The sequence below is a fragment of the Halobacillus sp. 12SKB genome (genome assembly GCF_052941655.1).
On sequence record NZ_JBRFWR010000001.1, the window covers coordinates 2,382,814 to 2,406,722 of the forward strand.

The 23,909-nt window shown below is 40.5% G+C and carries 24 protein-coding genes; 22 read left to right on the forward strand and 2 right to left on the reverse strand.

The window, feature by feature from the left end; translation table 11 throughout:
- Window positions 1-290 precede the first annotated feature (290 nt).
- The 15 genes from ACQ4XT_RS11495 (at window position 291) to yajC (ending at window position 12,919) form a co-directional block, all read left to right on the forward strand.
- Entirely contained in the window at window positions 291-1,544 is a 1,254-nt protein-coding gene (locus ACQ4XT_RS11495) for a hypothetical protein (protein ID WP_446853790.1), read from the forward strand.
- Between the two features lie 80 nt (window positions 1,545-1,624).
- A complete protein-coding gene (locus tag ACQ4XT_RS11500; protein ID WP_446853791.1) occupies window positions 1,625-1,906 on the forward strand; it encodes a hypothetical protein in 282 nt (93 codons plus the stop codon).
- Window positions 1,906-2,310, forward strand: a complete 405-nt coding sequence (locus tag ACQ4XT_RS11505) for a hypothetical protein (protein WP_446853792.1) — start codon at window positions 1,906-1,908, stop codon at window positions 2,308-2,310. The genes ACQ4XT_RS11500 and ACQ4XT_RS11505 overlap by 1 nt, the downstream gene beginning before the upstream one ends.
- Before the next feature lie 13 nt (window positions 2,311-2,323).
- Entirely contained in the window at window positions 2,324-3,925 is a 1,602-nt protein-coding gene (locus tag ACQ4XT_RS11510; protein WP_446853793.1) for a terminase large subunit domain-containing protein, read from the forward strand.
- Window positions 3,926-3,939: 14 nt separating this feature from the next.
- Window positions 3,940-5,256: a phage portal protein gene (locus ACQ4XT_RS11515; protein WP_446853794.1), complete on the forward strand. Its 1,317-nt coding sequence runs from the start codon at window positions 3,940-3,942 to the stop codon at window positions 5,254-5,256.
- Between the two features lie 609 nt (window positions 5,257-5,865).
- The gene (locus ACQ4XT_RS11520; protein ID WP_446853795.1) at window positions 5,866-6,603 is read left to right on the forward strand and encodes an FxLYD domain-containing protein; all 738 of its coding nucleotides are present in this window, start codon (window positions 5,866-5,868) and stop codon (window positions 6,601-6,603) included.
- Between the two features lie 88 nt (window positions 6,604-6,691).
- The gene (locus ACQ4XT_RS11525; RefSeq protein ID WP_446853796.1) at window positions 6,692-7,036 is read left to right on the forward strand and encodes a hypothetical protein; all 345 of its coding nucleotides are present in this window, start codon (window positions 6,692-6,694) and stop codon (window positions 7,034-7,036) included.
- A gap of 4 nt (window positions 7,037-7,040) precedes the next feature.
- Entirely contained in the window at window positions 7,041-7,601 is a 561-nt protein-coding gene (locus tag ACQ4XT_RS11530) for a hypothetical protein (protein WP_446853797.1), read from the forward strand.
- A gap of 278 nt (window positions 7,602-7,879) precedes the next feature.
- Window positions 7,880-8,449 carry a BofC C-terminal domain-containing protein gene (locus tag ACQ4XT_RS11535; RefSeq protein ID WP_446853798.1) on the forward strand — a complete coding sequence of 190 codons (570 nt, stop codon included), beginning with the start codon at window positions 7,880-7,882 and terminating at the stop codon, window positions 8,447-8,449.
- 139 nt (window positions 8,450-8,588) lie between these two features.
- Window positions 8,589-9,206, forward strand: a complete 618-nt coding sequence (gene ruvA / locus ACQ4XT_RS11540; protein WP_446853799.1) for a Holliday junction branch migration protein RuvA — start codon at window positions 8,589-8,591, stop codon at window positions 9,204-9,206.
- 18 nt (window positions 9,207-9,224) lie between these two features.
- Window positions 9,225-10,226, forward strand: coding sequence for a Holliday junction branch migration DNA helicase RuvB (ruvB, locus tag ACQ4XT_RS11545; protein ID WP_446853800.1), 1,002 nt, complete (start codon window positions 9,225-9,227; stop codon window positions 10,224-10,226).
- Entirely contained in the window at window positions 10,223-10,420 is a 198-nt protein-coding gene (locus ACQ4XT_RS11550) for a DUF2905 domain-containing protein (protein WP_446853801.1), read from the forward strand. Before ruvB ends, ACQ4XT_RS11550 begins: the two co-directional genes overlap by 4 nt.
- 29 nt (window positions 10,421-10,449) lie before the next feature.
- Complete coding sequence (queA, locus tag ACQ4XT_RS11555; protein WP_446853802.1) at window positions 10,450-11,475, forward strand: tRNA preQ1(34) S-adenosylmethionine ribosyltransferase-isomerase QueA; 1,026 nt, start codon at window positions 10,450-10,452, stop codon at window positions 11,473-11,475.
- Between the two features lie 31 nt (window positions 11,476-11,506).
- Complete coding sequence (gene tgt, locus ACQ4XT_RS11560; RefSeq protein WP_446855663.1) at window positions 11,507-12,646, forward strand: tRNA guanosine(34) transglycosylase Tgt; 1,140 nt, start codon at window positions 11,507-11,509, stop codon at window positions 12,644-12,646.
- A 15-nt stretch (window positions 12,647-12,661) separates the two neighbouring features.
- On the forward strand, window positions 12,662-12,919 hold the full coding sequence (gene yajC, locus ACQ4XT_RS11565; RefSeq protein WP_089652641.1) for a preprotein translocase subunit YajC: 258 nt from the start codon (window positions 12,662-12,664) through the stop codon (window positions 12,917-12,919).
- 48 nt (window positions 12,920-12,967) lie between these two features.
- On the opposite strand, the gene ACQ4XT_RS11570 is transcribed toward yajC, so the two are convergent.
- Entirely contained in the window at window positions 12,968-13,351 is a 384-nt protein-coding gene (locus tag ACQ4XT_RS11570) for a TIGR04086 family membrane protein (protein ID WP_226591184.1), read from the reverse strand.
- A gap of 125 nt (window positions 13,352-13,476) precedes the next feature.
- Between ACQ4XT_RS11570 and ACQ4XT_RS11575 the strand changes: the two genes are divergently transcribed.
- Window positions 13,477-14,763: an ArsB/NhaD family transporter gene (locus tag ACQ4XT_RS11575; protein ID WP_446853803.1), complete on the forward strand. Its 1,287-nt coding sequence runs from the start codon at window positions 13,477-13,479 to the stop codon at window positions 14,761-14,763.
- A gap of 20 nt (window positions 14,764-14,783) precedes the next feature.
- Complete coding sequence (locus ACQ4XT_RS11580) at window positions 14,784-15,473, forward strand: DUF421 domain-containing protein (protein WP_446853804.1); 690 nt, start codon at window positions 14,784-14,786, stop codon at window positions 15,471-15,473.
- Between the two features lie 575 nt (window positions 15,474-16,048).
- On the opposite strand, the gene spoVB is transcribed toward ACQ4XT_RS11580, so the two are convergent.
- The gene (gene spoVB, locus ACQ4XT_RS11585) at window positions 16,049-17,605 is read right to left on the reverse strand and encodes a stage V sporulation protein B (RefSeq protein WP_446853805.1); all 1,557 of its coding nucleotides are present in this window, start codon (window positions 17,603-17,605) and stop codon (window positions 16,049-16,051) included.
- Between the two features lie 113 nt (window positions 17,606-17,718).
- On the opposite strand from spoVB, the gene ACQ4XT_RS11590 reads away from it, so the two are divergent.
- The 5 genes from ACQ4XT_RS11590 (at window position 17,719) to ACQ4XT_RS11610 (ending at window position 23,805) form a co-directional block, all read left to right on the forward strand.
- On the forward strand, window positions 17,719-18,015 hold the full coding sequence (locus tag ACQ4XT_RS11590; RefSeq protein ID WP_446853806.1) for a post-transcriptional regulator: 297 nt from the start codon (window positions 17,719-17,721) through the stop codon (window positions 18,013-18,015).
- Between the two features lie 168 nt (window positions 18,016-18,183).
- Window positions 18,184-20,463, forward strand: coding sequence for a protein translocase subunit SecDF (secDF, locus tag ACQ4XT_RS11595; protein ID WP_446853807.1), 2,280 nt, complete (start codon window positions 18,184-18,186; stop codon window positions 20,461-20,463).
- Window positions 20,464-20,589: 126 nt separating this feature from the next.
- Window positions 20,590-20,919 carry a LapA family protein gene (locus tag ACQ4XT_RS11600; protein ID WP_446853808.1) on the forward strand — a complete coding sequence of 110 codons (330 nt, stop codon included), beginning with the start codon at window positions 20,590-20,592 and terminating at the stop codon, window positions 20,917-20,919.
- 56 nt (window positions 20,920-20,975) lie between these two features.
- Window positions 20,976-23,303: a single-stranded-DNA-specific exonuclease RecJ gene (gene recJ, locus ACQ4XT_RS11605; RefSeq protein ID WP_446853809.1), complete on the forward strand. Its 2,328-nt coding sequence runs from the start codon at window positions 20,976-20,978 to the stop codon at window positions 23,301-23,303.
- A complete protein-coding gene (locus ACQ4XT_RS11610) occupies window positions 23,293-23,805 on the forward strand; it encodes an adenine phosphoribosyltransferase (RefSeq protein ID WP_146812750.1) in 513 nt (170 codons plus the stop codon). The genes recJ and ACQ4XT_RS11610 overlap by 11 nt, the downstream gene beginning before the upstream one ends.
- Window positions 23,806-23,909: the final 104 nt, after the last annotated feature.

Consider the following 23,909-nt stretch of genomic DNA (forward strand, 5'->3'; position numbering starts at 1 on the left):
TTCACCGAAGGGAAAAAATAGGGTACGTTTCAGGACTTTTTGTAGAAAAAAGAGGGTATAAATGAAGCCCATTTTTCCATTATGTCGGAAAAAAGAGGGTATAAATGAGGACGAATTTACCCTGTTTACAAAGTAACTATAATTACAAATTAACTATATACAAATAAAAAAGAGTTGTCTGTTTTTCGCTTGCGCTTGGGAAGATCAAGTTCAAAACCATTCTTGGACAATTGTTATTTGTTGTTGGTTGTTTGTTATTTTTTATTGAATCTAAAGGAGAGAATCTATTAATGAAAAATGTCAAAGGTAATAAGTCTATCCGTTTGTATAATAAGTTTGTAGAAGAAAATAGTGAATACAAATTGTCGGTTGATGAATTGTATCTCTATTCTGTTTTGAGACGTTTAATTAATCGTAATGAAGAAGTTGTTACAAATATGGATGTCTTAGAGCAATACATAAAATTTTACAGTAAGCAACAGAAGTCCAGAGAGTATTTAAAAGAATGTTTGTTGTCTTTGATTAATAGACAAATAGTCCATGTGGATGGAAAAATTAACTCTTTCTCTTCATTGCTTACCTTTACATTCACTGAAAACTTAGGTGGGTATGAGTATATTCCCTTTGAACAATTTGATTCTTACGAGAAGAGAATCTACAACTACATTTATATGTGTGTGGCAAAGTGGAAAGGTAAGGGTGCTTTTATCTGTACTAAGAATCGTTGGGGAGACATTTTAGGCATTCATCCTAAGACGGCTGAGAAGTATGTGAATGAATGTGTTGATAATGGATTGATTTACAAAAGACCTGGCGACTTTACCAGTAACGAGAAGCGAAAAGGGCAGAAGTCACAAGAACCAAATCAATATAAAATTGTACCCTTTACTGAAGAAGAAAAGTCCAATATCCAGAAGAAGAAGGAGAAAGAAAATACTCTTAATTTAGATGCTGGTATTGATAAATCTTGGGGAGAAACGAATGAGTTTCCTTTTCCTACTGGCAATTGGCTTGTTCAAGGCAATGAATTAGATGAGCATGACTATGTTATTTATCTTAAACATAAAAAGAAGAATGATCACCTTTCAAAAGATTTTATTAGTAAGTGTAATGAAACAAGGAATCGCCTTGATAAGAATGGCAATTTTAAAAAGTACAATGAGAAAAAGTTAATTGAATTAGCAAAAGAAGAAATGAAGGGTGAAGAGAAGCAACTTGCTGATAAACTTAAAGAGCAAGCGACAGAAATTATAGATAAGACAAATGATGTTGCTTTGTTAGTTAATGGTCAAATAATTTCTCATGCCGAATGGAATCAATTAGATAAAGTCGAGGATGTTTATGGTTATTACGGCAAGCAGGAATCAAATACACCTGATGGGATGGCTTATGTAGTAGAACGTTATCCTGTATCTGATAACCAAGATGTAGAAATGTATAGACCTAAAAAGGATGGAAAATGGAGAAACTATATTGATACTGATTTAGAAAATCAGGCATACGAAGACGAGCGAATGATCGGGATTCCAAGTGATTTTGAATAATACATAAGTGTGACAGGGAGGGGACATTAGTGTCTCCTCCTTTTTTAATTCAAAAATAATCAAAATAGGAGAGATTTAAAATGGCAGAAATCAAAAAATTTGAAGTGAAAGAATCTAACGTGGAAGAGATGACAAGAGGTCAATTGATTGATCAAATGGTTGAGTTAGCACAAAAGAATTTAGAAGTGAGTAAACGTAATTCAGAACAAATAAATGAAATCAATGAACAGATTGAAAGAAGTAATCAACAACATACTTACATCATGGCTCAGGTAGATGAGATTAATGAAACTATTTCTAATATGAGAAAAACGGTAAATGCAACTAACAAAATGTTACGCAGTGGAAAAGGTGATAAGTAATGAACATTTATGAAGCGTTAGAGCATTGTTCGCACGTAAACAGAATTTATTTTATGTGGAAGCATGATTTGAAATTCGATCAAACTAGAGAAAAGTGGACAGAACAACAGTTATTGAATAATACGAACCGTAAAACATTCAATGGATTTAAAAAATGGGAACGTACACCTGAATATAAAGCGTTGCTGGCAATCTATTTAGATAGTCAAATGGCAAGCGACCTTGAAGAGATTTATGAGAAGGTTGCTGAATCTGCCAAGTCAGGTGAGAGTGCAAGCGTCAAACTTTATTTGGCTTTAACAAAAGAATTACAAGCACAGAAAAAGACAGCCATACAATTTTTAAATTCTACTGAGTATGAAGAAGATGAACCTGAAGAAGACGATGATTTAGATTTAGACTAAGGGAGTGAGGTGAATGGCTGCAACCAAAAAGAGAAGCAAGAAATTAGATAAAGTATTGTATGATTTTCGTTTGTTTGCGAAGAATTGGATTTACATAACTGATAACAATGGAGAAAATATTAAATTTGTCTTAAACCCTGAACAAGAACAATTCATAAATGAAATGGTTAAGTACAATATCATAGGCAAGGGTCGTCAGATAGGGTTCACGACTCTCTCTATTTGTTACATGATATGGTCTGCATTGACTAAACCTGATACTTCTTATCTGCTTATGACTCACCACAATAAAGTTACTCAGAGTGTATTAAGGCGAGTGAATAAGATTTATCAGATGTTACCGCATGAGAAGTACCCTGATTTATTCCCTAAGAAAGTCATTAGTAACAGAGATGAGATTTATTTTGATAACCATAGCAGGATTCAAGTTGCTACGGCTGGTGGATCGGATAGTATTTCAGGCAATACATTTCAACTTATACACTTCTCTGAGATGGCAAAATATCCTACTGAAGAACAGGAAGAAATTATTGCAACCGCTATTCCGGCACTTGCTAAAAACCCATATAGTAAAATTATTATTGAGTCAACGGCAATGGGTTTTAATACATATCAAGAAATGTTTATGAGGGCATGGAGAGGAAAGGAAACTGTATGGAAGGCACATTTCTATTCGTGGCTGGCTAGGGCATACAGTAAGCAATTCAAACACTCTTTTGATGAAGCGGAAGAATGGTATAAGTTACACAATGGGAGACGGATGAAAGTCAGTGACTTAGATCATGATGAGAAAGTGTTAAAGGAAAAGTACGGTGCTAACTTCCGTCAGTTGATGTTCAGGCGACATTACATAGAAACGAATAGTATTGAGAAGTTTCACAGAGAATTTCCAACTACTCCTGATGAAGCGTTCCAGACAACTAACAAAGGTGTATTTGATACTGGTAAGATTGTTGAACGTTTGCAGCATGTGATTGAACCAATGACTAACAATGAGATTTATGATGAGTTACCCGATGAATTGAAGCCATACATAAATAAGAATCTGTTCATTTACCACTGGCCGAAGAAAGGTATCCGTCATTATGGCGGTGTCGATGTGGCGAGTGGAACAGGAAATAAAACCGATAACTCTACAATTTCAATATTTGATGCGGAAGGAAAACAAACGGCTTCCTTCTATGCTAATGATGTACCTGTCTACAGGTTTGCCGAAGTGGTGAACAGTTTAGGCAGGTTTTTTAATTATGCTTATTTATCTATTGAGCGTAATAGTTATGGCTTGCCACTTTTAGAAAAGGTTAGGCAAGAGTACGGCTATCTTAATTTGTTGAAGCAGAAGACTTTCGACAAGAAAGGGAATCGGAAACTTCAGTTAGGTTTCCAAACTAATTCAGTTACTAAGCCGATTATCATAAATGATTTTGTTGAGTATTGGGATACAAACATGATTGTCATTGAATGTGTTCAGACGTTGGAAGAAATGAAGATATATCAAGACAACAATGGAAAGTTATCTAATAAGCAAGGGAACGGAAATCATGATGACTTAGTTATTAGTGTGGCTATGGCAATCCAAGCCATGAAGCAAGGTAAGTATTACGTAGATGTTTAAAGGAAGGTGATTAAATGGATTTACAACAATATGTGAATGAAAAGTATGAAGGTAAATCAGATTGGTTTGTAGAGGAAATACATATGGTACGTAATCAACAACGTGTGTTAGATGTACAAGATAAGAAAGAATATCTAAGTGGTGATCATAAGATCCTACAGAAACAATCGTACAAGTATAATGGTAAGACAGTTGAACCAACTAAGATTGTATTGCAATATGCTAAGACGCTACTTAATTTCCAGAAGGCATACTTGCTGCAGAATCCTATTACATTAACTGGTGATGAGAGTGTAGTAAAGAAATATCAGAAGGTTAATCGTAAAGGTAAATACAATCGTTTTAACCTGAGAGTATTGGATAAGGTATTGAAGTACGGTGAGTGTGCTGAATATATCTATATACATAATGGTGTGATTAAATCTAAACTAATTAATGCAGATGAGTTTGTACCTGTGTATGATGCTAACAATAATCTATTAGCAGTTATTGAAGCGTTTGTACATGATGGTATCAGTCATTACATTGTATATACTGAGGACACAGTGAGTAGGTATAGTGATAATGGTGGACAGTTACGAATGGTAGAACGTAATCCTTCTTTAAGTGGGCTACCTATTATATATCATAATGAGAATGAGTTGAGTGATGTTGAGGGTAGAAGTGAGTTAGATGATTGGATAAGTATCCTTGACCAATTGGAGAGTACAATTAGTAAGTATAGTGAAGCGACTGAGAAGTTTCTTGATCCTATATTCATTAATGTAGGTCAACAGTTAAAAGGTGAGTCCTTGCCAAGTGATATGATAGGTAAGGGTATTAACCTTGACGATGGGTCTCAGGCATATTACTTACAAGCCAAGTTAGACAGTAAATCATTTGAGACATTACATAAAACATTAGTACAGTCCTTGTTGGATATAAGTAGTACACCAGCAGTATCAATGAATAAGACGGACATAAGCAACTTGTCTGAGGTGAGTATTAAGTTACTCTTCCAGTTGGCTAATATCAAGGCAAGTATAAATGAACAGTTCATGCGTGATGGAATAGAGGAAAGAAACGATAAGATTAGACGGTTGCTGGCTATGCAGGGTACTAAAATGAGTGATGAGAAGTATGAAACTTTAGATATGGTATTCCAATATGCTACTCCACAAAATGACAGTGAAATCATTGAACAGTTGGAGAAATTGAGGGAACTAGGTGGATTAAGTTTAGAATCGTTGCTTAGTAAGAGTCCTCATACAACAGATGTTCAAGAGGAATTGAATAGATTGAGAAGTGAGTCGGGAAATAACGTGGGAAATAATTCTACTGATGAGGAATAATACATAGTAAACTTATCGTGATTAGATTGAATGAGAACGTTGATTTGTAGGGGAATAGATGAGGATAATATACAGTAGTGTACACACACCGCTGTTATGTCCTCGCTTTCTTCTTCAATTATTATTATTAAGTCCCTAAATATGCGCCATATCCCATGGTATATCCCTATAAAAGCAAAATTTTAACCGATAGATGCTACTGGAAAGCCCCTATTTATGCAAGATTCTATGCAGTATATTTCTATGAATAATTAAGCGTAAATATACGTTGTTTGAAAACGTTGATATATCAAGGGTTATGAGATGACTAAGTATAACAAACAATATGTAACCTAGTGTTCGTATTTTGTCTTTTAAATATTGATATTAAAGGGTTTCATATGCGAACACAGGCGTTTATATAGGCGTATTGCAAGTGATCATAGACTGTATGTGAGTGTATGTAATATACATAGTTGCCAATACCCCTAATCACTTTGGATAACCCCCTAACTAACCGTTTTACACACCCAGTAAAAAATATCCATTTATAGGCATAATGAAGCAGGAATATCCATTTATTTGTTGAATACTGGTAATTAAGAAGTTATTTCAATAAAGGGGGAAATCATGAAGAAATTATTACTGGTTGCTTTTCTTTTGATTTTAGTCGCCTGTAGTGAGAGTAGTAATAGTGAGACACTTGATGAAAATGACACTCAGCAAGGTATTAGACAAGAGGTTCGGGATGAGTCAATTGATATTGCTAATTCAGTTAATTATTTCGTTGAAAACAAAATAGTCGTTCCCTCAGCAATCAACAGGGACTTATTAGAAAAATGGTTTCCAGATATGGAGTTTACGGATGAGGAGTATGAACTTTACCAATATATTATTGATTTAGTATTAATTGGTGGAGGGGTAGTAAGATCTGATTTTGATGAGTACAATGTTAATCTATATAACGAAAATCTTGAAGTCGTTAAGGGTATTTTAGGTGAAGAGAATATATCTGATGAAAATTTAGATATGGAGTACGTTAGATTAATGCAAAATGTTGAAAGTGAATACGAAGATATTCAAAAAGACTCTATGCCTTCGTTATCATTAGAAGATACAAACTGCCGCACAGAGAATGGCTACATTAAAACAACTGGCTATATAAAAAATAACGATTCAAAGTCTTTTTCTTATGTGAGAGTCCAAGTTACCTACTTAGATAATAATAAAAATGTAATTGATACCGATTGGACTTACGCAGTTGATTCTCAACCACTTAAACCTAATGATCGAACATCGTATGAAATTTCTTCTCCCAAAAACAGTGAGGTAAAAAACTGTACTCATTCTATTACCGAATATCAATAACATAAATACCTTCATTACGAAGTTTATTTTTCAAGCCACTCATTTCGAGTGGTTTTTATTTTGCATTATTTTAGATAGGAGTGATCAAATGAACAATATACAACGTCTTGAAATGGAGACTAAAGGTGTCCAGTTAGAACAAAATGAATTAATTATCTACCTACAAGAAAATGGACTTCAACCACATGAATCATACAATGCTGAATCTGCCACAAGTAAGAAACAGATATATCAATCTGCCCTCTCTATTCTTGAATCATTAGCCAACAACCCTACACAAATGAAAAATAAAACATATGAAGATATGTCTGTATCTGACTTTGCTATCAGCATTCAAAATAGGATTGATCAATTAGAACGGAAAGTACGGAAACTAAAAACTGATGAACAGATTGAAAATGAATCCAACTTCTTCAGATTGTTTGGGGAGTGATTGAATGTTTGAGACAGAATTTAGTGAGTTTGTTAATGAGTTTGGTGTGAGTGTACATATTAATGAAGAAAGTCGAAAAGTAATCATTTCGTCTAAGACTGTTAATGAAGATTTTGATGATAGGGAAATACATACTGACTTTAATATTAAACGTGGAGATATCGTTCAATTTGATAATGGTGATTGGATTGTAATTTCTGAGGTTGCTGCTAAACGTTCTTTTGAATATAAAGCAATTATCCGTCCATGTAATCAAGCAATAGGAGTAGTTACAACTGAGCAAGTGTTTACTGGAGAATACGATCCTATGAATCGTCCCATTTACGATACGGTAGAGACAACAACTAATGTACCTGCATTTGTCGATTGGCAAAGGTTAAGTATAGAAGGTACTCAAATACGTTTGTCAGATACTGATATAGATATTGTTGTACAAGATAATGAAACAACTTCTACTATTGTAGTTAATGATGAGTTTGATTTAATCGACAAAAGGTATGCCGTACAGAACATAAATAAGTTTAAACAAGGTCTTCTTATATTACGTGCAAGTGTAACTTCCTAATAAAAAGGTATGATGTACAGGTTAAAAGGAGTGGCTTTTCTTGGGTATATTTGCTAAGATATACTTATCAATATCTTACATAAGAGAGAAGAGTAAAAGCCATATCTATAGGGATTTTCCTTTATAAATGTTTGCATTAGACAGGAAGTCTATCACAACCTTGATGCAGATGAAGCGATTCTGGAAAAATTATCGTGATCTCCCATTGCTATGATAATAACTTCTGTTTCTGGACACACTAGAAACAGAAGTTATTTTTATTTAGGGGGGATCCTGTCATGAAACGATGGGCCTTAATTGTTGGGTTAGCCATAGGCGTTGCAGTATTGAGTTGGTCGATCATTGATCAAACTCCACCGAAAACTTTTAAAGATAACACGCCACAAAGAGTCATCCAGGGTAAGGAGGAGCAATCAGAATCAGTGGAAACGTTGGTTAAGCCTGAACCTTTGAAGCTGACAGTCATTCTGAAGGAGCATTATATAGATGGTGTGACAGAAACCACAAAGAAAGAAGAAACCATCTGGTCTATGATGGATTTTTGGGCTTCGTATGAGGGATGGACGGTTGAAGAACAGGAAATAGATAAAGTAGTTTTTCAAAGGGAAGTTGATGATATTTCTCCTTTGACAAAACAGACAGGGTATTTTGGTTTAACAGAGGATGGGGAGTTAGCCGTCTTTCAAGGTCTTCCTGATCAAGGGAAGGTCATTGAGTCCTTTAAACCAATCCCCATTAAGCCTCTTGAAAGTAAAAGAGAGCATGAGTTGAAACAGGGAATTAAAATCAAGGACCACCGGCATTTTGAGCAAGTCGTCCGTCAATTTTCCAAAGAAGAGGAAGTATAAAAGACGTGAAACAGCCACCATTATTGTGGCTGTTTTGTTCCGTTTCAAGGGAGGTTCACTGCTTTTATCCATGGGCGAACATGTGCTTGTATGTTACAATAGGAAGGATAGCAATAAAGGGTAGAGAGGGAATTTTACAATGATTAGTTACGTGAAAGGTCAATTGACGACACTCGATGAAGGGTCGTTGACAATAGAAACAGGCGGCATAGGATACGAAGTGCTATGCGCTAATCCATTTCATTTTCAGGATTCGATGAACAAGGAAGTCAAAGTACATACGTACCATTATATAAGAGAAGATAATCAATCGCTTTTTGGTTTCAAGAAAAAAGAAGACAAACAACTATTCGCTCAATTACTGAACGTTTCCGGGATTGGACCTAAAGGAGCTCTTGCTATTCTTGGTACCGTCAGCGTGCCAGAATTCGTATCGGCCATTGAGCAGGAAGACGATAAATACTTAACGAAATTTCCGGGAGTAGGGAAGAAGACAGCTCGTCAGATGATCCTTGATTTGAAAGGGAAACTAATTGTCTGGCTTCCAGATGAAGATAATGAAGACACCCTATTCTATCAGGAAGATCTAACCTCGAAAGAGAAAAGGGCTGTAGTGGATGACGCAATTGAGGCTTTAAAAGCTTTAGGTTATACAGAAAAAGAAGTGAAGTTTGTCCGTACAGAACTTGAAAAAGCCAAACATGGCAGCGTGGATGATTATGTCAGACAAGGGCTGCAACTATTGATGAAATCTTAAGGTGAGGAGGGATGAATGTTGGAGGATCGCATGATATCTGGAGAACAACAGGAAACTGATCAGGAGATTGAGCTTAGTTTACGACCAGAAACTCTGAAGCAGTATATTGGTCAGGATCAGGTGAAAAATAATCTAAGCATCTTCATTGAAGCAGCAAAAATGCGAAATGAGCCGCTTGATCATGCGCTGTTGTATGGACCACCCGGGTTAGGTAAAACCACTCTTGCTTCGATCATTGCTAATGAGATGGGCGTTCAGTTTAGAACAACAGCTGGTCCAGCGATTGAGAGGGCTGGGGATTTGGCCGCGATATTATCATCTTTGGAACCAGGGGATGTCCTTTTCATCGATGAAATCCACCGCCTTCCACGTTCTGTAGAAGAAGTCCTCTATCCTGCAATGGAGGATTTTTGTCTTGATATCGTCGTAGGTACGGGGCCAAGTGCCCGTTCTGTCAGGCTCGATCTTCCCCCTTTCACATTGGTCGGTGCCACCACTCGAGCCGGCTTGCTTTCCGCACCTCTCAGAGATCGATTCGGGGTGCACAGCCGCCTGGAATATTACGATACCAAAGCGCTTTGTTCCATTGTAGAACGGACAGCAGAAATATTTTCTGTTGATATCGATGGTGCGGCAGCTGTTGAAATCGCACGACGTTCCAGAGGAACACCAAGGATTGCAAACCGCTTGTTAAAGCGTGTCCGCGATATTGCTCAAGTAAAAGGTGAGACAGTCATTAGCAAGGAAACGACAAAGGAAGCGCTTGAAATGCTGCAAGTAGATGCAGAAGGTCTTGATTTTATCGACCACAAGTTGCTGAAAGGGATCATGGATAGCTTCCAGGGAGGGCCTGTAGGCTTGGATACGATCGCCGCAACGATTGGAGAGGAGCCTCAGACGATCGAAGATGTCTATGAGCCCTTCTTGCTGCAAATCGGTTATATCCAACGGACACCAAGAGGCCGGGTAGTCACACCTAAAGCCTACGCTCACTTCAACAGGGAGGTGCCTGGCTCTTGACGGGCTTTGGTAAAATCTTTATTGTAATAGGGATTGTGTTCATATTGATCGGTATACTATGGAGTATATTTGGGAAATTACCAGGGGATCTTAGCTTTAAAAGAGGGAACGTTACGTTCTATTTTCCCATTATGACTTCCATTATTGTGAGCATTGTCCTTTCGTTGATTTTCTATTTCATAAGAAAATTTTGATACATTAAACATAAGAATAGGGGATTCACATGGATATCAAGCAATACGATTTTGATTTGCCGGAGGAGCTGATCGCTCAAGTTCCATTAGAAGATCGGACAGCTTCCCGGCTTATGGTTTGTGATCGTACAGAACAAACCATTGAACATCGGCATTTTTCTCAAATCACTGATTACTTAGAAAAAGGTGACTGCCTTGTATTGAATGACACGAAGGTTTTACCTGCTCGGCTATACGGTGCTAAAGAGGGGACCGGTGGAAAAGTAGAGGTCCTTCTTCTTCACCAGACCGAAGATGATGAGTGGGACGTGCTTGTCAAACCCGCGAAAAAGGTGAAAGTAGGCACGAAGATTGTCTTCGGAGAAGGGAAACTTGTAGCCGAGTGTACGGAATTGCAAGAGCATGGAGGACGCAAAGTCAAATTCAGCTACGAAGGCATTTTCCTTGAAGTATTGGAATCTCTTGGAGAGATGCCTTTACCTCCATATATCAAAGAGCAGTTGTCTGATAGAGATCGATATCAGACGGTCTATGCGAAAGAAGAAGGCTCAGCAGCTGCCCCTACAGCAGGACTGCACTTTACCGAAGAACTGTTAGAGGATTTGCAGGCGAAGGGGATTGAACTTGCGTACTTGACTCTTCACGTAGGGCTTGGCACCTTCCGACCTGTCAGTGTAGATCAAGTGGAGGAGCATGATATGCATGCCGAATTCTATCAGTTGAGTGGAGAAACAGCCAATCAGCTGAATGCTGTCAAAGAAAGAGGCGGAAGAATCATTTCTGTTGGGACGACCTCAACGAGAACTCTCGAGACGATCATCCGTGATCACGGGACATTCAAAGAGGCAAGCGGTTGGACGGATATCTTCATTTATCCGCCACAAAAGCTGAAAGCCATCGATGGATTGATTACAAACTTCCATTTGCCAAAGTCCACACTAATTATGCTGGTGAGCGCCTTTGCCGGACGCGACTTTATTTTGGAAGCCTATAAACAGGCAGTAGAAGAAAGGTATCGTTTCTTCAGTTTTGGAGATGCGATGTTCATTAAATGATCTTATGGGTCAAGAGTAAGAAAGGATAGAAATCATGGCAATCACATATGAATTGATTAAAACATGTAAGCAGACAGGCGCACGATTGGGGAAGGTCCATACTCCGCATGGGTCTTTTGAAACACCAATGTTTATGCCTGTCGGAACACTAGCAACCGTTAAAACAATGAGTCCGGAAGAGTTGGAGCGCATGGGCGCACAAATCATCCTCTCGAATACGTATCACCTGTGGCTCCGTCCTGGGGAAGACATCATTGAAGAGGCGGGTGGTCTGCACAAGTTCATGAACTGGAACGGATCCATTCTAACGGACTCTGGCGGATTCCAAGTCTTCAGTTTGAGTGACCTTAGAAAAATTGAAGAAGAGGGTGTCCATTTCCGTAACCATATTAGTGGGGAAAAGCTTTTCTTATCTCCAGAAAAAGCGATGCACATTCAAAACGCCCTTGGACCGGATATTATGATGGCCTTTGATGAGTGCCCTCCATATCCTGCCGAGCATAAGTACATGAAAGATTCTGTAGAGCGTACGAGCCGCTGGGCTGAGCGCTGCTTGGAAGCACATAAACGTCCGCATGACCAAGGCTTATTCGGGATCATTCAGGGTGGAGAGTATGAAGATTTACGCCGTCAAAGTGCTCGTGACCTGACATCCTTGGACTTTCCGGGTTACGCCATCGGTGGTTTGTCTGTTGGTGAGCCGAAAGACGTTATGAATCGTGTTCTTGAATTTACCACTCCTCTGATGCCGGATCAAAAGCCCCGTTATCTGATGGGTGTCGGTTCCCCCGATTCACTAATCGATGGAAGCATCCGCGGAATCGATATGTTTGACTGTGTACTCCCAACACGAATTGCTAGGAATGGGACGCTGATGACTTCTGAGGGAAGACTTGTGGTGAGAAATGCGAAATACGCACGTGATTTCCGTCCAATTGATGAGAATTGTGATTGCCACACATGCCGGAATTACAGCCGGGCTTATATCCGCCATTTAGTCAAAGCTAACGAAACTTTCGGTTTCAGACTTACGACTTATCATAATCTTTATTTTCTGTTAAACTTAATGAGGCAAGTGCGTGAAGCCATTAGAGAAGATCGACTCGGTGACTTTAGAGAAGAATTCTTTGAAATGTATGGTTTCAACAAACCAAACGCAAAGAACTTTTAGAAAGGGGGAAAATAAATGGATACATTAGTAGGTTTACTTCCAATTATTCTAATGTTTGTCATTTTCTATTTCCTATTGATTCGACCGCAGCAAAAGAAACAGAAGCAAGTACAACAAATGCAGTCGGACCTCCAAAAAGGCGATAGAGTTATAACAATCGGAGGACTTCACGGAACGATTCATGCGATTGATGAAGGTACTCTTGTGATTTCTGTACAAGATGGTACTCAACTGAAATTCGATCGTTCATCTGTACGTGAAAAATTGAGCTAATCAAATGCAATCCCGCTACATATCCTTGTAGCGGGATTTTACGTTTTATCATCTTTTTACGGTTTTCCGTGGCAGGTTGACCCCTATCATGCCTCCAAGCCAGGCCGCAAGAACCAGGCCTCCAAAATAACTCAACTGAGGCAGGGAAACCCATGAGTTTTCAAAAATGACCTGAAATAAAACCATGGCACTGACGAAGATCAGCCCTGTCATCCCCCCAGAGAGCCATCCCTTCTGTTCTCCCTTATAAGCAGCCAGCATGCCACCTATGGCGAGTATGCTGATACCGGCGACTAAAGCCAATTGATTGAGTGTCTCATATTCCATCCCAGTAAACCTTAGTAAAAGTGCTAACACTCCAGCAAATACAATCATCAAAATGAAAATAGAGCCGACTCCATACCCCAGGACCCCTGACAATAACTTTTTCATCCCATCCCCCCTTGATATGCTTGTCACTTTTATCTATATGCATGAAAACTCTATAGATAGAAGCAGATATTTTCCACTGGACTTGAATAAGTATTAGTAAAGTCCGTCCAAAAAGGGGAAGATCTATGTCAACTGTACTCGCAATCCTTATCTTTGTAGCTAGCTATGTACTGATTATGACGGAGAAGTTAAACCGTGCACTGGTAGCTGTAGCAGGTGGCGTACTTCTTTTAATGACAAAGATTTATGAGTGGGAACAAGCTTTTGGTTTTATAGACTGGAATACCGTTGCCCTCCTGTTTTCTATGATGGTGTTGGTTTCTATCACGAAAAAAACGGGGATTTTCACTTTTTTAGCTATTTGGTTAGCACAGCTTGTAAAAGGAAGACCTGTTCCGCTGTTGCTGGTAACAGCCCTTTTTACAGCGGTAGGGTCTGCTTTTTTAGATAATGTTACGACGGTCCTTTTGTTTGTACCTGTATTATTAACCCTCGTAGATCGTTTGAAACTACCGGCATTTCCTTACCTGATCATGACGATTTTCAGCTCCAACATTGGGGGTACGGCTACACTTATCGGTGATCCTCCGAACATTATGATCGGACAGGCGGTGGACCACTTCAGCTTTGTATCATTCCTTTATCATCTAGGACCTGTGGTATTGATTATCTTTATCCTCGTAACGATTGGCGTCATCCTGTTATTCCGCAAAGGACTGACGTATGATCAGGCATTAGCTGAAGATTTAATGAAAGTAGATGCGAAAGAACATCTGAAAATGTCTCCTTTGCTCTTTCAATCCATTTCCGTAATGCTTTTGACCATCATCGGTTTTATGATGCATCCGTTTATCCATATGGATATTACGACTATCGCTGTCAGTGGAGCTCTCTTGTTATTGTTCTTGTCTGAGAAAGAGCTTGACGTGGAACATGTTTTTCAAGAAGTGGAATGGGTGACATTATTTTTCTTCATGGGCTTATTTATGCTTGTTGGGGGATTAGAGACGGTGGGCGTGATTGATGAGTTAGCTAGAGGAATGGTATGGATCTCTGGAGGAGATATGCCGGTCACTTCAATGGTGATGCTTTGGAGTGCAGGAATTCTTTCGGGTGTGGTCGACAATATTCCGTTCGTTGCCGCAATGATTCCTGTAGTGCAGGAGCTTCAGGGATATGGAATGATGAACGTCGATCCGGTCTGGTGGTCTTTAGCTTTAGGGGCATGTCTTGGAGGGAACGGTACCCTTGTCGGAGCATCTGCCAATGTAGTTGTGGCCGGCTTAGCAGCCAGCCATAATAAACCGATTCCTTTTATTAAATTCTCACTGTACGGCTTTCCGGTTTTAATTCTTTCCTTAATCGTTTCATCCATTTACGTTTGGTTCCGATATTTGCTGCCATTTCTTTAATAAAACAGGAAAAATAGGTGATGTTAACTAAAGGGAAACCTTTAGGAAAGGTTGTGCTCGGATTGGTATTCAGCATTATCATTCGCACACTAATCACCTATTTGATTATCCTTCTTGTATTCCGCTTCATGGGGAAAAGGGAAATTGGTGAACTTAGTGTTATGGATCTGGTCGTATTTATTATGCTCGCTGAAATTGCCGTCTTTCTTATAGAAAATCCGGATGAGGCTATTTGGAAAGCCATCGTCCCCATGGCCGTCCTCCTTGCAATCCAAATAGGGAGTGCCTGGATTTCTTTAAAAAACCAGCGGTTCAGAAATTGGTTCGATGGAAAGCCTTCCATTATTATTAAACATGGAAAAGTAGATGAGAAAGAGATGAAGCGGCAGCGTTATAATTTCAATGATTTATTGTTACAATTGCGAGAACATGGCATTCAACAAGTCGGTGACGTCGCTTATGCAATCCTGGAACCATCCGGGAAGCTCTCAGTATTCGAAAAGAAAGATGACGGCAGCTCTGATTATGCCGTTGTTTTAATTGCTGATGGTGAAGTGCAATATAGTGGTCTTCAAACAATCCGAAAAAATAAACAATGGCTCGTAAATGAAGTACGAAAGCAAGGGTTTCATTCTTTCAAGGAAATATCATTATGTACGATTAACGATCAGGGCGAAGTTCAAATCGACCAAAACAACGAATTCCAATAGTCGATTTCTTCAAAAAAGGTAATAGATTTATTCAACTAACTGGCAGGATTGTGGAAGACTTGATTTCGAGATGTTTGTGTGGATTTAGGCGCTCCGGGAAAAGGTTCGCTTTCCGTGGGCGAGTGATGAGCCTCCTCGAGCTAACGCTCTGCGGGGTCTCATCTACCACGCACTTCCCACAGGAGTCTCACCGTTTCCCTCCGCCCCTTGACCATATGAGGTTCTCGAAATCCCTCTTATATTACCTTGCTTAAAACTGTTATAAATCCTGCTTAAACCGCGTTGATATAGGATTCTCAACCATAAAAGCTCCTATTGCTGGAAGGTAGTTTCGAAAATTTCTTCCGGCAAGTGGGCGGAGGGGAATGGGGAGACTCCTGCGGGAAAAAAGTGCATGGTGAGACCCCACAGGACGCAGTCCGAGGAGGCTCACCGCGCTCCCGCGGAAAGCGAGTTATTCCCCGCAGCCCCATCCACTCAACAAACGTCTCGAAACTGAGTCTTCAAGTATAGGGAGCTTTAGTGAAGTAAGTGAAATTAAGAAAGAGGATAAAAAAATAACCGCTTCGAGGCGGTTATTTTTTGTGGAAGAGACGGTTCCAGGGGATCATTTTTATTTCTTCCATTCGGATTAGACGAAAAACGAACAATAGCACAATGTATAAAACAGTAAGTCCCAACCCCATCGTCAACAACTGTGAAAGAGGTTTACTCTCAAGAAGCCACCGATGTTTCCATTGAAACCCCACGACCCCAATGATACCGATAACGAGGCCGAATCGAACGAACATCTGTAAAGGAAAGGAAATGACCTTATATTTCATAAGTACACCTAAGTGAAGCAGTGTAACAACAACGACACCTACTACGATGGCAAGGGCAACTCCATGAATACCGAATTCAGGCCGAGAACTTAGCCCGACAAGGACAATAAACTTGATAATGGCTCCAATTAAAGTATTCCACATGGCGGGGCGGGCAAGGTCCAAAGCTTGCAAGGTTGCTTGAAGAGGCGTCTGGATATAATGAAGTAGAAAGAATGGTGCCATAAACTGTAGCATGAAAGAAGCCTGGCTCGTACCATACACAGTCGTCAGGATGACAGCTGGAAAGATCATAAACACAATGGTGATCAGACCTCCGGATGCAATCGATAATCGGATTGACTGCATGATCCGGTAAGCAATCGTTTCGTTTTTTCCTTGCGCTGCAGCTTCACTAATTGATGGAACGAGTGAAATTGACAGAGCGTGAGTCAGAAAAGTTGGTAAAAACAGCAAGGGCAGTACATAGCCTGTGAGCTCACCATATTGTTTGGTAGATTCTATAGCAGTGATTCCAGCAATAGCCAAACTTTGGGCGACGAGGATCGGTTCAAAGAAATACGTTAAGGAACCAATGAAGCGGCTTCCAGTCGTTGGAAGAGCAATAGTCATCAGTTCGTTAAGCGTCTTCTTGCCCTCATGGATATGGTTTTTCCACGATTTACGCAGCCGGAAACTTTTGTGGATATTGAATTGTCTCAACATGTACATCAGGGAAACGAATTCCCCTATGACTGCTGAAACCATAGCTCCCGCGGCTGCATATTGAACGCCGTACGGAAAGAGCATTTTTGTAAGGACCACAACTGAACCAATCCGTACGATTTGTTCAATCACTTGAGAAACCGCCTGTGGTTTCATGTTCTGTCTTCCCTGAAAATATCCTCGAATGACAGATGATATGGCGATGATCGGGATGATGGGAGTGACGGCTAGCAAGGGATATAAAGCTCTTGAATCTGTAAGGAAATAAGTGGCTACAACGGGGGCTAACAGGAAGAGTCCGATCGTAAACAATATGCTCAAAGACCCCGTAATAGCAAGAGAAACTAATAGGATGCGTTTGATTTTACTTTCGTTCCGAGTTGCTTCCGCTTCTGACACTCTCTTTGAAATGGCCACAGGAAGACCGAACTGGGTGATGGTAATGGCTAAAATCAAAGTAGGTAGAGCCATCATATAGAGCCCCACACCTTCAGGCCCCATTACGCGGGCAACGACGATCCTGTTAATGAAACCGAGTAATCGGGTGATCAGTCCAGCAGCAACCAGAATCAGTGCACCATGTAAAAAAGATTGTTTTGACATATGATTGATCCGCCTTCTCAAAGAAATGAAATTCCGCTACAATGAAGTATATGCGTAAGGATGGACAAGGCATGACACCCGTTTACGAAAACCTTAGAGTGAGGAGTAACCTGATGGATCAGAAAAAAGTGGTCACAAGCTGGAGAAATGAATTGAGAATAGTTTTGCAAAGCAAGGTAGAAGAGTTTCACTTATTAGGTTATAAACGTGCGACCGAAGAAGAAGTGTGGGATTGTTTGATAAAAAAAGTTTGGAATGGCGAACCTGAAAAGAGGCTGCACCAAATGGTCCAGGATATCTTACATTTGCAGATCCATACATATACAAGTTATCTGACAACAGAGGCTTATCAGAATGATGACCTGCTCGCCTCCATTGAAGCATTGAAGGGGCCTTCAGAATATGAATGAGGCTTGATTTCTTTATGGTGATCAGCCTAAAGTTTTTCCTATTGTTGCGAAAGTTTGAAAAAGTAGTAGAATAGGTACGGGGATTATCAAATATTGTCTATTAGCATTTATACATATTAGCCGATGAATCATCGCATGTGTTCGTACATAAAGGAGGAACAGGACAGTATGGTGAAACGAGGGCGGATCGTAGCCTTTTTTATTGTGGTTTTATTACTGGCTGCTACGATTGGAACGACAGTAACAGGAGTTACAAAAGATATTAAATTAGGATTGGATTTGCAGGGTGGTTTCGAAATCTTATACGATGTCGAGCCGTTAGATGAGGGTCAGGAAGTGAATGATCAGGTCCTCGAGGCTACAGCACGTTCATTGACGGAACGTGTGGATACACTTGGTATAAGTGAAACGAACATCACTATTGAAGATGGGGGAAGAATTCGAGTACAGCTTGCGGGTGTGGAAGATCAGCAGACGGCAAGAGAACTGCTTTCGACAACCGCTGAACTTTCTTTCCGTGGTACGGATGGAAAGTTGTACATGGATGGTTCAGATCTTGTTGAGGGGAGTGCTCAGCAGTCCTATCATCCAGATACAAATGAACCCATCGTAACGCTGAAGGTTAAAAGTGCATCAAAATTCTATGATGTTTCAGAGGAAATATACAACACTCCGAACGATCCGAATACACCATATCCGGACAACCTTTTAGTGATATGGTTGGATTATACTGAAGAAACTTCCTTTGCTGAGGAGTGGGGGAAAGAAGATCCTGCTTATATTTCTGCACCAGGGTTTTCAGACGGCCCCGTTCGTAGTAATTCAGTAATGATCAGTGGAGATTTCACACAGGAATCCGCCAAACAGTTGGCAGATATTCTGAATGCAGGATCCCTGCCGGTCAATCTTGAAGAAACATATTCAACATCTGTTGGCGCTCAATTTGGTGAGCAAGCCATGAATAAAACGATCCTTGCAGGCTTTATCGGAATCGCAGCGATCTTCTTGTTCATGATTGCGTATTACCGTTTCCCAGGGATTATTGCAACACTTACGTTGAGTGTGTACATCTACCTGATACTCGTTGTCTTCGAATTGATGAATGGTGTCTTGACACTGCCGGGTATTGCCGCCTTGATTCTGGGTGTCGGTATGGCCGTGGACGCCAACATCATCACGTATGAACGAATTAAGGAAGAATTGAAATCAGGTAAATCTCTTCTCTCAGCCTATAAGGCAGGAAACAAACGTTCCTTAGCAACCATTCTCGATGCAAACATTACCACCTTGATTGCAGCCACTGTTCTATTCATTTTCGGAACAAGTTCAGTCAAAGGTTTTGCAACGATGTTGATTGTGAGTATTCTCGTCAGTTTCATAACAGCAGTGTATGGTACGCGATTATTCATGAGTTTATGGGTGAAGAGCCGCTTCTTGAATAAGCGACCGAAGTGGTTTGGAGTAAAACCAGAGGATATCCATGATATTGCTGAAGGAGAAGAAGTAGAAGCGACCTTCATGAAGCGGAAATTCGATTTTGTAGGGCTGAGAAAACGATTCTTTACGATTTCGATCGTCCTCGTCCTAGCGGGAATCCTGGCCCTTGCTTTCTTCCGCTTGAATCTAGGGATTGATTTTACAAGTGGCTCTAGAGTGTCAATTTTGTCTGATGGTAACGTCACTTCAGAACAAGTGGAACAAACCATGCAGGAAGAATTTGATGTCAATCCGAAACAGGTCATTATATCCGGAGACAACAGTGAAATTGCAGTCGCTCGCTTCGATGATGAGTTGAGCAAAGATAAAATCGGCGAAATTCAAAGCTACTATGAAGAGGAGTTCGGCAATACTCCGAACGTCAGCACGGTATCACCGATTGTTGGTCAAGAGCTTGCTAAAAACGCAGCACTGGCTGTTTTATATGCATCAATCGGGATTATCATCTACGTTACGATTCGGTTTGAAATCTTCTTTGCTTTGACAGCGATTATCGCCTTACTGCATGATGCGTTTTTCATCGTTGCATTCTTCAGTTTAACAAGACTGGAATTTGACATTACAATTATTGCAGCCATTCTTACCATTGTCGGTTACTCGGTGAACGATACGATTGTCACGTTCGACCGGATCCGGGAAAACTTGAGAATGAAGAAAAAAGTCAAATCCTTCAAAGAGCTTGCTAAAGTTGTCAATGACAGTTTGATGCAGACACTAGCCCGTAGCTTTAACACGGTCATTACCGTCATTTTCGCGGCTGTGATGCTGTTATTCTTCGGAGCGTCATCGATTACGAACTTCTCGTTCGCTCTAGTCATCGGACTATTAGCAGGAACGTATTCGTCCTTGTTTATTGCGTCACAGCTATGGCTCATATGGCGTGGCCGCAATATTAAAGATAACCCGATCAATTATGTGAAAAAGAAAAAAACAGACGGCCCTCAAGTATAAAAACTAAGGGTTCTACTTAGAAAAGACCATCCTCCATGAGGGTGGTCTTCTTTGGTTATTACAGCTTTTTTCAGGGTATAGGAATAATAGAAAGAAAACCTTTACCTATGAAGGAGTGTTTAACTTATGAAAGGGCAAAGCTATCTCATTTTGGCTTTCATTTTTGCATTAGTGATTGCTATTTTTGCCGTCATTAATGTTGACCCTGTTCAGGTCAACTACTTGTTTGGGTCAGGAGAAGCGCCACTGATTCTTGTTATTCTTATATCTGTTTTATTGGGTGGGCTGGCCACAGCATCCGTCGGGGCTTTACGTTATTACAAGTTGAAAAGAGAAAACAACAGATTAAAGTCAGAGGTTTCTGCCTCCCCTGGTATCACGAGTGAAGATCGGGATGTTCCTGATGAAAAAGGAGCGGATCCTGAAGAGGAAAATTCTTCATCAAACGTCACATAATTGCGTTTGCTACCCCTGGTCCGCTCTTGTATAATAGATGGGTCAGGGGTGAACTTATGATACAAAGCAAGATGAAATGGAAATTTACATATAGAAATCCGGAAGAAAGCTCGTCAGGTCTTCCAGGTGTTACTCCGCTTACGCAGCAGCTTTTGGAAAAAAGAGGGATTCACAATGCGGAAGCGGCGGACCGTTTTTTAAAACCTTCGATTGATCAGCTTCACGATCCTATGCTCATGGAGGGAATGGATCGGGCAGTAGCTCGTGTAAATGAAGCCATCGCCTCTAATCAGTCCATTCTTGTGTTTGGTGATTATGATGCAGACGGGGTAACCTCTACATCTGTCATGGTGGAAGCACTCAGAAAAGCGGGAGCGGATTGTGACTTCTATATTCCCAACCGCTTTACAGAAGGATATGGACCAAATAAAGAAGCTTTTCAATTTGCCTACGATTCCGGTTATGCTTTGATCATAACCGTGGATACAGGTATTGCCGCTATGGAAGAGGCAACATTCGCGAAAGATTTGGGTATCGATTTGATTATCACGGACCACCACGAAGTCCAGGAGGTCCTTCCTGATGCCTTTGCCATTATCCACCCGAAGACTTCAGCGGATTATCCGTTCCAGGAATTAGCTGGTGTTGGTGTTGCTTTTAAATTCGCCCATGCTTTATTGGGCCGGTTTCCAAAAGAGTTTCTTGACCTTGTTGTGATCGGTACGATTGCGGACCTTGTACCTCTGAAAGGGGAAAACAGGGTGCTTGCTTCCATTGGTCTGCAGGCAATCTCCCACTCGTCCCGCCCTGGAATTCAGGCTTTGAGGAAAGTGTGCAGCATTGAGGGGGATATGGATGAAGAGACAATCGGTTTTACAATTGGCCCCCGGCTCAATGCTGTAGGGCGACTGCAGGATGCAACTCCTGCGGTAGACTTATTGCTTTCGGAGCATTTAGAAGAAGCTGAACAAATTGCAGCTTTCATTAACCAGTTGAACCAGGAAAGGCAGAAAATTGTCGCTGCTATCGCAAAGGAAGCCGAAGAAATGGTTTCTGTTGAAAATGGGGAAGCTGAGAATGTCATTGTGGTTGCTAAAGAAGGATGGAACCCAGGCGTTCTTGGGATCGTCGCCTCCAAACTTGTCCGCCAATTTGATCGCCCGGCGATTGTCCTGGCCATTGATGAAGAAAAAGGGGAAGCTAAAGGTTCAGCACGAAGTATAGATGCTTTCGATTTATTCTCGAACTGTATGGAAATTCGCCATCGCTTTATACACTTTGGTGGGCATGCTCAAGCTGCAGGTATGACACTTGCCCTTGACCAAGTCGATGATTTACGGAACGATTTAATTTCTTTAGCCGAGGAAAAACTATCGGATGACGATTATCAACAAGTCCTTGATATTGAAACAACGGTTGAGCTGGAAGATATATCGCTGAAACAAATTGAGGAAGTCAACCAGCTCCGTCCATTTGGGATGGGCAACCCGAAACCTTTGTTTCATCTCAAGCACACCCCGAAAGAAGTACGGTTGATCGGTAGTAAAAAAAATCATCTGAAATTCCAATTCCAAAGCCAGCAGTCTCGCTTGGATGGTATAGCATTCGGAATGGGAGATCTTTATCAGCAAATATCCCCTCAAGCAGCATTGGATGTTGTAGGTGAACTTGGAATCAATGAATGGAACGGCCGGAAAAACTTACAAGTGATGATCAAGGACCTCCGTGTGAGCGAATGGCAGCTTTTTGATCACAGAGGGTCTAAGCATATAGAAAAGAATTTGATTATTCCACCCGATCAAAAGTATGCAGCTGTCAGCTTCCAGGGGGAAGAACAAGCTCCATGTGACGTTCCTGTCATTCAGGCAGAGACACTAGAAGCTGGTGACTCCTACGATGGTCTTCTGATTATCGATCTCCCTAAAAGGATGTCGGATTTAACTGAACTTTTATCTAAACTGGAAACTCGGAAAATTTTTGCCTGTTATCATATACAGGAGAGTACTTTTCTAAAAACATGGCCTTCAAGGGACCACTTCAAATGGTTTTATGGTATGCTATTGAAGCGTGGTCGGTTCAACCTTCATGAAGAAGCAGATTTACTTGCTAATCGTAAGGGATGGGACAAGTCCATGGTGGAATTTATTTCTGAGGTGTTTTTTGAACTCGATTTTGTTAAAATAAAAGACGGGATTATTACAGCAGAATCCGAACCTTCTCAAAAAGACTTACGCGAATCTTCGCTTTATCGTCAACGGGAAGAACAGCTGCAAATCGAACGTACCTTGTATTATTCCACATATAAAGAATTGAAGAGTTGGTTTGACCAATATATGAACCAGCGTTTTAAGCAAGTCAAGGAGGAAGTAACGAATGGATTATAAAGAGCACATTGCAATCGTTGAAGATTGGCCGAAAGAAGGTGTCCAATTTAAGGACATCACTCCATTGATGGACAATGGCCCGGCTTTCAAAGCAGCGGTTGATGAAATTGTAGAATACGCAAAAGACAAAGAAATCGATATTGTAGTAGGACCGGAAGCACGTGGCTTTATCGTCGGATGCCCTGTCTCCTATGCGTTGGAAATCGGCTTTGCACCTGTGCGTAAAGAAGGAAAGCTTCCACGTGAAACAATTAAAGTGGATTATGGTCTGGAATACGGAAAAGACGTTTTGACGATTCATAAAGACGCAATTAAGCCAGGTCAACGAGTACTGATTGTCGACGACCTTCTTGCTACTGGTGGTACAATTGAAGCGACCATCGACCTTGTCGAGCAGTTGGGCGGGGAAGTAGCTGGGTGTGCGTTCCTGATCGAACTCACATACTTAGATGGCCGCAGCAAATTGGACGGACATGACGTCCTTACTTTAATGCAATATTAATGGAAAGAGTGCCCTTATTAGGGGCGCTCTTTGTTTTACAATTGATCATCGGGCTTTTCCCTTTACAAGAAGAGTCCTTTTTTTGATAATGTTAATCAAATATA